At 68.0% G+C, this 9,653-nt stretch carries 11 protein-coding genes; 9 read left to right on the top strand and 2 right to left on the bottom strand.

The genetic code is table 11. The features are described 5' to 3' along the window. From WAZ62_RS18180 to WAZ62_RS18165, 4 genes are all read left to right on the top strand, one after another. Positions 1-476 (top strand): HAD-IC family P-type ATPase (locus WAZ62_RS18180; RefSeq protein WP_422644952.1); only part of this gene is annotated, 476 nt, incomplete at its 5' end. Positions 477-487: 11 nt separating this feature from the next. Beyond that, positions 488-910 carry a Cu(I)-responsive transcriptional regulator gene (gene cueR, locus WAZ62_RS18175; RefSeq protein ID WP_422644951.1) on the top strand — a complete coding sequence of 141 codons (423 nt, stop codon included), beginning with the start codon at positions 488-490 and terminating at the stop codon, positions 908-910. 58 nt (positions 911-968) lie between these two features. After that, positions 969-1,382, top strand: a complete 414-nt coding sequence (locus WAZ62_RS18170) for a GFA family protein (protein ID WP_422644950.1) — start codon at positions 969-971, stop codon at positions 1,380-1,382. 26 nt (positions 1,383-1,408) lie between these two features. Then, positions 1,409-2,248 carry an enoyl-CoA hydratase-related protein gene (locus WAZ62_RS18165; RefSeq protein ID WP_422644949.1) on the top strand — a complete coding sequence of 280 codons (840 nt, stop codon included), beginning with the start codon at positions 1,409-1,411 and terminating at the stop codon, positions 2,246-2,248. A gap of 40 nt (positions 2,249-2,288) precedes the next feature. Here WAZ62_RS18165 and panC read toward each other — a convergent pair whose 3' ends face one another. Then, entirely contained in the window at positions 2,289-3,149 is an 861-nt protein-coding gene (gene panC, locus WAZ62_RS18160) for a pantoate--beta-alanine ligase (protein WP_422644948.1), read from the bottom strand. Positions 3,150-3,320: 171 nt separating this feature from the next. Between panC and WAZ62_RS18155 the strand changes: the two genes are divergently transcribed. From WAZ62_RS18155 to pgmG, 5 genes are all read left to right on the top strand, one after another. Beyond that, complete coding sequence (locus WAZ62_RS18155) at positions 3,321-4,388, top strand: NAD(P)H-dependent flavin oxidoreductase (RefSeq protein ID WP_422644947.1); 1,068 nt, start codon at positions 3,321-3,323, stop codon at positions 4,386-4,388. A 71-nt stretch (positions 4,389-4,459) separates the two neighbouring features. Continuing rightward, positions 4,460-5,299, top strand: coding sequence for a division plane positioning ATPase MipZ (locus tag WAZ62_RS18150; RefSeq protein WP_422644946.1), 840 nt, complete (start codon positions 4,460-4,462; stop codon positions 5,297-5,299). Positions 5,300-5,406: 107 nt separating this feature from the next. Then, entirely contained in the window at positions 5,407-6,285 is an 879-nt protein-coding gene (gene galU, locus WAZ62_RS18145) for a UTP--glucose-1-phosphate uridylyltransferase GalU (RefSeq protein WP_422644945.1), read from the top strand. Positions 6,286-6,302: 17 nt separating this feature from the next. Further along, positions 6,303-7,622 carry a UDP-glucose dehydrogenase family protein gene (locus WAZ62_RS18140; RefSeq protein WP_422644944.1) on the top strand — a complete coding sequence of 440 codons (1,320 nt, stop codon included), beginning with the start codon at positions 6,303-6,305 and terminating at the stop codon, positions 7,620-7,622. Between the two features lie 17 nt (positions 7,623-7,639). Further along, complete coding sequence (gene pgmG, locus WAZ62_RS18135) at positions 7,640-9,028, top strand: phosphoglucomutase/phosphomannomutase PgmG (protein ID WP_422644943.1); 1,389 nt, start codon at positions 7,640-7,642, stop codon at positions 9,026-9,028. Between the two features lie 156 nt (positions 9,029-9,184). Here the strand turns inward: pgmG and WAZ62_RS18130 are convergent, their stop codons facing one another. After that, a complete protein-coding gene (locus WAZ62_RS18130; RefSeq protein ID WP_422644942.1) occupies positions 9,185-9,634 on the bottom strand; it encodes a DUF983 domain-containing protein in 450 nt (149 codons plus the stop codon). Positions 9,635-9,653 lie beyond the last annotated feature (19 nt).

The raw sequence follows: 9,653 nt of genomic DNA, 5'->3' as shown, positions 1-9,653 counted from the left end.
CCATGCTGTCGGGCGACCGCCGCGCGGCGGCCGAGGTCATCGCCCGGCGACTGAAGATCGGCGATGTCCGGGCCGAAGTCCTGCCCGGCGACAAGGCGGCGGCCATCGCCGATTACCGGGCGCGGGGCCGCGTCGTCGCCATGGTCGGCGACGGGCTGAACGATGCCCCGGCCCTGGCCGCGGCCGATCTCGGCATCGCCATGGCCGGCGGCGTCGATGTCGCGCTGGCGACCGCCGGCATCACCCTGATGCGGCCCGATCCCCGGCTGGTGCCTGCCGCCCTCGATCTCGCGGCGGCGGTTTCGGCCAAGATCCGCTCGAACCTGTTCTGGGCCTTCGCCTATAATGTCGTCGGCATTCCGCTGGCGGCGGCCGGCCTGCTGTCGCCGGTGGTCGCCGGCATCGCCATGGCGGCCAGCAGCGTCAGCGTGCTGGGTAATGCCCTGCTCCTGCGCCGCTGGCGCCCGGGACGGTGAGGAGAGCGCAGATGAACATCGGTGAAGCCGCCGCCGCCTCGGGCGTCTCGGCCAAGATGATCCGGCATTACGAAAGCATCGGCCTGCTGACCCCGGCGCCCCGCTCCGCCGCCGGCTACCGCCATTATGCCGGGCGGGACGTGGAGACCCTGCGCTTCATCCGCCGGTCGCGCGATCTCGGCTTCTCGCTCGACGCCATTTCGGGCCTGCTCGACCTCTGGCGCGACCGGGGCCGCGCCTCGGCCGAGGTGAAGCAGATGGCCCTCGCCCATGTCGAGGCGCTGGAGACCAAGATCGCCGAGCTTCAATCCATGGCCCGGACGCTGCATCATCTGGCCGACGCCTGCCACGGCGACGACCGGCCGGATTGCCCTATACTCGACGACCTCGCCCGCGGCGGACAGGACGAGGCTTGCGCCTGCCATATCGAATGAGATTCAATTTGCATTCCGGCGCGCGCCGGGAACAATGCCGCGCGAGGGAGAGTCGAGGATGGACGACCGGAACAGGAGCCTCGAAGGCGGGTGTCTGTGCGGCGCGGTGCGCTTCACGGCGCGGGGCCGATTCGGCGAGGTCAGCGTCTGCCACTGTTCCCAGTGCCGGCGCTGGCACGGGGCGCCCGGTCCCTATACCTCGGTGCGGCGCGACCGTCTGAGCTTCGCCAACCAGCGCGGCCTCGCCTGGTATCGCTCCAGCGAGCGGGCGCGGCGCGGCTTCTGCCGGGAATGCGGCGCTTCGCTGTTCTGGGAAGCCCCGGCGCAGAACCATACCGCGATCGCCCTCGGCGCCTTCGACGGGCCGACCGGCCTTGCCCAGGCGGTCCATATCTTCGTCGCCGACAAGGGCGATTCCTACCAGATCACCAACGGCCTGCCGCAATGGCCGGCCAGCCATCACGGCGGCTGATCGCAGCCGCAACCCGAGGATATTTCATGACCACGACCGAACCTTCGGATATCGCCCCCGGCCTCGCCCAGCCCGAGCTGGAAGCCGGCGTCCGCCTGCAGATGACGCCCGAGGGCCTCGCCATCGTCACCCTGGCCAAGCCCGAGAAGCATAATTGCTTCGACGAGGCGACGATCGAGCGCCTGTCGACCATTTTCGCCGATCTCGGCAATCAGGACAGCGTCCGCGCCGTGATGATCCGGGCCGAGGGCAAGAGCTTCTCGGCTGGCGGGGATCTGAACTGGATGCGGCGTCAGGCCGGCCAGATCTATGACGAGAATCTGGAAGACGCCCGCGGCCTCGCCGAGATGTTCGCCCGCCTCGACCGTCTGCCGATGCCGACCATCGCCCTCGTCGACGGCCCGGCCTATGGCGGCGGCGTCGGCCTCGTCGCCTGTTGCGACATCGCGCTGGCGACGCCGAACGCGGCCTTCGCCCTGTCGGAAGTGAAGATCGGCCTGATGCCGGCGACCATCGCGCCCTATGTCCTGCGCGCCATCGGTGCCCGCAACTGCCGGCGCTATTTCCAGACCGGCGAGCGTTTCGACGGTGCCGAAGCCCTGCGCATCGGCCTCGTCTCCGAACTCCTGCCCGATGCCCCGGCGCTGGAACACCGGGCCGACAAGCTGATCGAGACCATTTTCCTCAACGCCCCCGGCGCCGTCGCAAGGGCGAAGAGCCTGATCGCCGAGATCGAATTCCTGGAAATCGACGATGCGCTGGGCGAGATGACCGCCGTTTCCATCGCCAAGCGCCGCGCGACGGACGAGGCGAAGGAAGGCCTGTCCGCCTTCCTCGAGAAGCGCCGGCCCGCCTGGCAGGCGTAACAAGGGCAGGGGGCGCCGATAACGCGCCCCCGATCCCCGGTCAGACGGCGATGTTGTCGATCAGGCGGGTGGCGCCGACGAGGGCGGCGACCAGAAGCCGGGCCGGACGGTCCGCCCGCTCCAGCGGGGCGAGGGTCGCGGCATCGGCGAGATCGAGATATTGCACCTCGCGAAAGCCCGCCTTCAGCAGGCGGGCGCGGCCGGCTTCCAGGATCGGGCCGGCGTCGACGCCGGAGCGCAGCTGGCTGGCGACGAAATTCAGCGTCGCCGGCAGGCTGGCGGCGACCGCCCGGTCTTCTTCCGAGAGATAGGCATTGCGCGACGACATGGCGAGGCCGTCGGCCTCCCGAACCGTCGGGCCGGGGACGATCTCGGTATCGATGTCGAGATCGGCGACCAGGCGCTTCACGACGAGAAGCTGCTGGTAGTCCTTCTCGCCGAAGACGGCGACATGGGGCTGGACCTGGTTCAGCAGCTTGGCGACCACGGTGGCGACGCCCGAGAAATGGGTCGGGCGGAACACGCCCTCCAGCCGCTCGGTCACGACGCCGACCGAAACCGTGGTCGCGGCGCCGGCCGGATACATTTCCTCGACCGAAGGGGAATAGAGCACGTCGACGCCGAAGGCGGCCAGCCGCGCGGCATCCGAGGCTTCCTGGCGCGGATATTTGCTGAAATCCTCGGTCGGGCCGAACTGGGTCGGATTGACGAAGATCGAGACGATGACGCGATCGGCCCGCTCCTTCGCGCGCTCGACCAGCGACAGGTGACCGGCGTGGAGCGCGCCCATGGTCGGCACGAAGCCGATGCGCAGGCCGGCCTTGCGCCAGTCGGCGACGGTCTGGCGCAGGCTCGCGACGGAACGGGCGACGGGCAGCGGCAGGTCAGGGGGCTGGGACATTCGGCTGCGTTTCCTCGGTACGCGGGATCCGCTTTTGGCGGTTTTCGCCCCGCGAGTATGCCAGTCGCACCTTGAAGTCAATGTTTCCCTGCCCCATCAAGGGAGATACGGCAGGGCGCACTTCCGCCTCGCGGGTGGATTTCCCGCAAGCACCAGGGTTGAGACGAGACCATGCGGACAGATCTTCAGAAAGAACTCGGGCTTCCAACGCCCATCGTGCAGGCGCCCATGGCCGGCGGGGCGACGCCGCCCGGCTTCATCCTGGCCTGCATGAGGCTCGGCCTCCTCGGCTCCCTCGGCGCCGCCTATCTCTCGCCGGACGTCCTGAAGGCGCAGGTCGAGGAGATCGCCGCCGCCTCGGCCGCGCCGCTCAACGTCAATCTGTTCCTGCCCTGCGGCCGGCCACCGGCGCCCGGCGTGGTCGAGGGGATGCTGGATCATCTCGCGCCGCTGCATGTCGCGGCCGGCCTGCCGGCACCCGCGCTGCCCGATCCGGCGGAGCAGGATTTCGCCGCCCAACTCACCATGCTGCGCCGCCTGCGGCCGAGGGTGGCCAGTTTCGTCTTCGGCTGTCCCGATGCCGGCATGGTCGCCGCCCTGAAGGCCGACGGTATCCTGGTGATCGGCGCCGCCACCCGTCTCGACGAGGCACGCCTGGTCGCCGCCAGCGGCGTCGACGCCATCGTCGCGCAAGGGGGCGAGGCGGGGGCGCATCGCGCGACCTTCATCGGCGGTTTCGAGGAAGGGCTGGTGCCCCTCCGCGCCCTCCTGCCGCAGATGGTGGCGGCCCTCGACATTCCGGTGATCGCGGCGGGCGGCCTGATGACGGGCGAGGATATCCGCGCCGCCCTCGAGGCCGGCGCCGCCCTGGCGCAGGTCGGCACGGCGCTGCTGCGGGCCGACGAATGCGGCATCCCCCAGGCCCACAAGGATGCGCTGGGCGCGGGCGCGGCCAAGGGGGCGGAGACGATGCTGATCCGCCATTGGTCGGGCCGCGCGGCGAGGGGCCTCGCCAATGGCTTCACCCGTGGACTGGACGCCGCCGGCATCGCCATTCCGCCGTTTCCCCTGCAGAACGCGATGACGCAGGCCTTGCGCGGACACGGCCGGAAGACGGGCGACGCCGATCTCCTCGCCCTCTGGTGCGGCACAGGATATAGCGGTGCGAGGGCCGCGCCCCTGGCCGATATTGTGTCCCGGCTGGTCGCCGAGGCGGGTTTCCCGAGTCAGAATCATTGACGGAACCCTTCGGCCCCCCGACCATGACCGGGTAGCCGACTCGCGGCTGAATTTTCTGCAGGCGGTATTCCATGAGCGACGGCAGGCGCGCACATATCGTCGTCCTCGGTAACGAGAAGGGCGGCTCGGGCAAGTCTACCAGCGCGATGCATCTCGTCGTCGCCTTGCTGGAACAGGGCCGGCGGGTCGCCACCATCGATCTCGACGGCCGCCAGCGCACCCTGACCCGCTATCTCGAAAACCGCGCCAAGGCGGTGGCCGAGGGCGCGAACATGCTGATGCCCAGCTTCGCCGTCGTCGTCCGCAGCGAAATCCCCGATTTCCACGAAGCCCAGGCCGACGAGCGCAATCGCTTCCTCGGCGTGCTGGAGCCCTATGTCGACAATCACGATGTCGTCATCATCGATTGTCCCGGCTCCGACAGTTTCATGTCGCGCCTCGCCCATGGCTGCGCCGACACGCTGCTGACCCCGATGAACGACAGTTTCATCGATCTCGACCTGATCGCCCGGGTCGATCCCAACGATCATGCGATCCTCGGCCCCTCGCTCTATTCCGAGCTCGTGTGGGAAATGCGCAAGCGCCGCGCCCGCACCGGCGGCACCATCGACTGGCTGGTGATGCGCAACCGCGTCGGCCATCTCGATGCCCGCAACAAGCGCCGGGTCTCGGAAGTTCTGGCCCGTCTCGCCAAGCGCATCGGCTTCCGGGTCGTCGCCGGCCTGTCCGAGCGCGTAACCTACCGCGAATTGTTCCTGCAGGGCCTGACCATGCTCGATCTCGGCCGCACCGGCCAGACCCTGACCATGTCGGAAGTCGCCGCCCGGCAGGAGGTGCGAACCCTCGTCGCCTCCCTCGACCTGCCGCCGGTCTCCCGCGACGCTGCGCCGCTGGTCAGCGCGGCGGAATAGGCGCCTCCGGGGAACCCGGGCGTGATTGGCGCGTTGCTATAGGCGCCTGCATCGTGGCATGAAGTCGCGAGAGAATTTCACGCCCTGAAGGTCAGAGTCTCCCCGAAATGACGATCAAGATCCGCAAAGCCGTGTTCCCCGTCGGTGGCCTCGGAACCCGTTTCCTGCCGGCGACCAAGGCCATGCCCAAGGAAATGCTGCCGGTCGTCGACAAGCCGCTGATCCATTACGCGATGGAAGAGGCCAAGGCCGCCGGCTGCGACCATTTCATCTTCGTCACCAGCCGCGGCAAGACCGCCCTCGAGGATCATTTCGACCGCCATTTCGAGCTGGAAGAAACCCTGTCCCGCCGGGGCAAGACCGCCGAGCTCGAGGCGTTGCGCGCCTGGCAGCCCGGTCTTGGCCAGGTCTCCTATGTCCGTCAGCCCGAAGCCCTCGGCCTTGGCCATGCGGTGCTCTGCGCCAAGGAACTGGTGGGCGACGAGCCTTTCGCCGTCATCCTGCCGGACGATCTCGTCCTGGCCGGCCGGCCGTGCCTTGCCCAGATGGCCGATGCCTATGCCGGCGTTGGGGGCAACATGTTCGCGGTGATGGATGTCCCGCGCGAGCATACCCAGCGCTACGGCATTCTCTCGCCCGGCAAGGTCGATGGCCGCCTGACCGAGGTCAAGGGCCTCGTCGAGAAGCCGAAGCCCGAGGTCGCGCCCTCCACCCTCTCGGTGATCGGCCGCTATATCCTGTCGCCCAAGGTCTTCGCGCATCTCGAAAGCCAGGAACGCGGCGCCGGCGGCGAGATCCAGCTGACTGACAGCCTCGCCAAGATGATCGGCGAAGTGCCTTTCAACGGCTTCTCCTTCGAGGGCACCCGCTTCGACTGCGGCGACAAGGTCGGTTTCCTCGAAGCCAATATCGCTTTCGCGCTGGCCCGGCCGGACATCGGCCCCAAGCTCGCGCCCTTCATCGCGAAGACGGCGGCCGGTCTCTGACCGCCTGAGGAGTTGCCATGCGTGTAACCATGGTGGGCACCGGATACGTCGGTCTCGTTTCCGGTGCCTGTTTTTCCGAATTCGGCCACAGCGTCATCTGCGTCGACAAGGACGAGGCCAAGATCGAAGCCCTGCGCCGGGGCGAGATCCCGATCTTCGAGCCGGGTCTCGACAAGCTGGTGTCCGAGAATGTCGCCGCCGGCCGCCTGTCCTTCTCGACGGATCTCGCCGGGTCGGTCCAGGGCGCCGACGCGGTCTTCATCGCGGTCGGCACGCCCAGCCGGCGCGGCGACGGCCATGCCGATCTTTCCTATGTCTATGCCGCGGCCGAGGAAATCGCCGCCGCGCTGAAGAATTATGCCGTCATCATAACGAAGTCGACCGTGCCGGTCGGCACCGGCGCCGAGGTCGAGCGGCGCATCCGCGCGCTGCGGCCCGATCTTGCCTTCGATGTCGCCTCGAACCCCGAGTTCCTGCGCGAAGGCTCGGCGATCGAGGATTTCCGCCGGCCCGACCGGGTCGTCGTCGGTACCGAGAGCGAGAAGGCGCGGGCGATCATGCGCCAGCTCTATCGCCCGCTGTTCCTTCTCGAGACGCCCTTCGTCTTCACCTCGCGCGAGACGTCCGAGCTGATCAAATACGCGGCCAACGCCTATCTCGCGACCAAGATCACCTTCATCAACGAGATGGCGGACCTGTGCGAGAAACTGGGCGGCGATGTGCAGGATGTCGCCCGCGGCATCGGCCTCGACGGCCGCATCGGCAAGAAATTCCTTCATGCCGGGCCGGGCTTCGGCGGCTCCTGCTTCCCCAAGGACACGCTCGCCCTGGTGCGGACCGCGCGCGATGCCGGCTCGCCCAGCCGCATCGTCGAATCCGTCGTCGCGGTGAATGATGCCCGCAAGATCGCCATGGCCGACCGGGTGATCGCCGCCGCCGGGGGCGATGTCGCCGGCAAGACCGTGGGCGTGCTGGGCGTTACCTTCAAGCCGAATACCGACGACATGCGCGATGCGCCCTCGCTCGACATCCTGCCGCGCCTGATCGCGGCCGGCGCGACCATCCGGGCCTATGACCCGGAAGGCATGAAGGCGGCCGCCGCGCTGATCTCCGGCGTCACCTGGGTTTCCAGCGCCTATGAGACCATGGCGGGGGCGGATGTCCTCGTCCTGATCACGGAATGGAACGAGTTCCGCGCCCTCGACCTCGGCCGGATGAAGGCGGCGATGAAAGTGCCGGTCATCGTCGACCTGCGTAACGTCTATCGTCCCGACGAAATGGCCGAGGCCGGCTTTTCCTATCATTCGATCGGCCGCGCGCCGGTTCAGCCCCATTGATCCAGAGGAATTTCGACGTGAGCAACGCCTATCAGTTCCACAAGTCGATCCTGCGCGAATATGACATCCGCGGTATCGTCGGCGAGACCCTGCATGAGAGCGATGCGACGGCCCTCGGCCGCGCCTTCGCCACCGCCGTTTCCCGCGCGACGGGCAAGGCGGCGCCGCAGATCGTCGTCGGGCGCGATGGTCGCGTGTCCTCCCCCGGCATGGAAGCCGCGCTGGTCGAGGGCCTGAAGGCCGCGGGCGCCGAGGTGATCCGCATCGGCACCGGCCCGACGCCGATGCTCTATTTCGCCGCCACCACCATGGGCACCGACGGCGGTATCCAGGTCACCGGCAGCCATAACCCGCCGCATCACAATGGCTTCAAGATGATGCTGGGCAAGAAGTCCTTCTTCGGCGAAAGCATCCAGGAGATCGGCCGCATTTCGGCGGCCGGCGACCTGAACGAAGGCGCGGGCAGCGACCGCCACGAAGACATCAAGGACCGCTACATCGCCCGCCTGCTCGAGGAAGCGGTGCCGAACAACCTCGCGATCGGCTGGGATCCGGGCAATGGCGCCGCCGGCGCCGTGCTGGGCCGCATCGTCGCCGGCCTGTCGGGCCGCCACATCATCATCAACGAGGCGGTGGACGGCACCTTTCCGAACCATCACCCCGATCCGACCGAGCCCGAGAACCTCGAGCAGCTCCAGCATCTCGTCGCCGAGAACAAGCTCGACCTCGGCATCGCCTTCGACGGCGACGCCGACCGTATCGGCGCGATCGATGCCAAGGGCCGCATCATCTGGGGTGACCAGCTGCTGGCCATCCTCGCCGCCGATCTTCTGAAAGAGCTGCCGGGCTCGACCATCATCGCCGACGTGAAGGCGAGCCAGGTCCTGTTCGACGAAATCGCCCGCCTGGGCGGCAAGCCCCTGATGTGGAAGACCGGCCATTCGCTGATCAAGACCAAGATGGCCGAGACCGGCTCGCCCCTCGCTGGCGAAATGTCGGGCCATATCTTCTTCGCCGACCGTTTCTACGGCTTCGACGACGCGATCTATGCCGGCCTTCGCCTGATCACCGCCGTCGTCCATGCCGGCGTCTCGCTGGCGGACCTGCGCGACCGTCTGCCCGACACGGTGAACACGCCGGAGCTTCGCTTCGCCGTCGCCGAGGAAGAGAAATTCGGCATCGTCGAGAAGGTGAAGTCGGCCCTCGCCGCCGCCGGTGCCTCGGTCGACGCGACCGATGGTGTCCGCGTGAAGACCAATGACGGCTGGTGGCTGCTGCGCGCCTCCAACACCCAGGCGGTGCTGGTCGCCCGCGCCGAAGGCAGCGACGAAGCCGCCCTCGGCCGCCTGAAGGCCTCGCTCACGCAGGCGCTGGTCGCGGCGGGCGTTACCCCGCCGAAGATCTGAGGGGCAATCTCTCCCTCTCCGCCCTTCAGGGGGGGAGAGGGCCGGGGTGAGGTGGGTCGAGACGTCGCTCGGGCGTTTCAGGAAAGAGTTTCCCTCCTCACCCAACCCTCTCCTCCAGGGAGGAGAGGGCTTTGTTTCCTTGAGGATGGGGCGAGATTAAGCCGCGTCCGGTTTCGGCTCCGGCACCGGTTCGTCGTCATCGACGCCGAAACCATGCATCCGAAAGGCCCATTGCAGGGCGATGAGGCCGCCTTTCACGATGGGCAGCAGCACGAGCGACAGGATCAGGCACAGCGGCAGCCAGATCACCGCATGAAGCCATTCGGGCGGCGCCCAGGTCTGTTCGACGACGAGCAGGGCCGGCACGACGATATGGGCGACGATGGTGATGGTGAAATAGGGCGGGGCATCATCCGCCTTGTGCAGGTCCAGCACTTCGCCGCACACCGGGCAGGCGTGGTTCACCTTCAGATAGGCGTTGAACATGCGTCCCTGACCGCAGTGCGGGCAGCGCATCCTGGCGCCGTTCAGCAGCGCCGGTTTCCAGTCCCGGGGCGCCGGCTCGGCCGGGTGGGGCGCGGTGCCGGTCTTCACGTCGATGGGCATGGGTGTTCTCCGATCTCGA

This window comes from Zavarzinia sp., from assembly GCF_049306435.1.
GTDB lineage: Bacteria > Pseudomonadota > Alphaproteobacteria > Zavarziniales > Zavarziniaceae > Zavarzinia.
This window is presented reverse-complemented; position numbering and strand designations above follow the sequence as displayed.

Bases quoted from the DNA above. Each gene is read 5' to 3' on its own strand.
- cueR (WP_422644951.1), top strand. From the start codon at position 488: ATGAACATCGGTGAAGCCGCCGCCGCCTCGGGCGTCTCGGCCAAGATG.
- WAZ62_RS18170 (WP_422644950.1), top strand. From the start codon at position 969: ATGGACGACCGGAACAGGAGCCTCGAAGGCGGGTGTCTGTGCGGCGCG.
- WAZ62_RS18165 (WP_422644949.1), top strand. From the start codon at position 1,409: ATGACCACGACCGAACCTTCGGATATCGCCCCCGGCCTCGCCCAGCCC.
- panC (WP_422644948.1), bottom strand. From the start codon at position 3,149: ATGTCCCAGCCCCCTGACCTGCCGCTGCCCGTCGCCCGTTCCGTCGCG.
- WAZ62_RS18155 (WP_422644947.1), top strand. From the start codon at position 3,321: ATGCGGACAGATCTTCAGAAAGAACTCGGGCTTCCAACGCCCATCGTG.
- WAZ62_RS18150 (WP_422644946.1), top strand. From the start codon at position 4,460: ATGAGCGACGGCAGGCGCGCACATATCGTCGTCCTCGGTAACGAGAAG.
- galU (WP_422644945.1), top strand. From the start codon at position 5,407: ATGACGATCAAGATCCGCAAAGCCGTGTTCCCCGTCGGTGGCCTCGGA.
- WAZ62_RS18140 (WP_422644944.1), top strand. From the start codon at position 6,303: ATGCGTGTAACCATGGTGGGCACCGGATACGTCGGTCTCGTTTCCGGT.
- WAZ62_RS18130 (WP_422644942.1), bottom strand. From the start codon at position 9,634: ATGCCCATCGACGTGAAGACCGGCACCGCGCCCCACCCGGCCGAGCCG.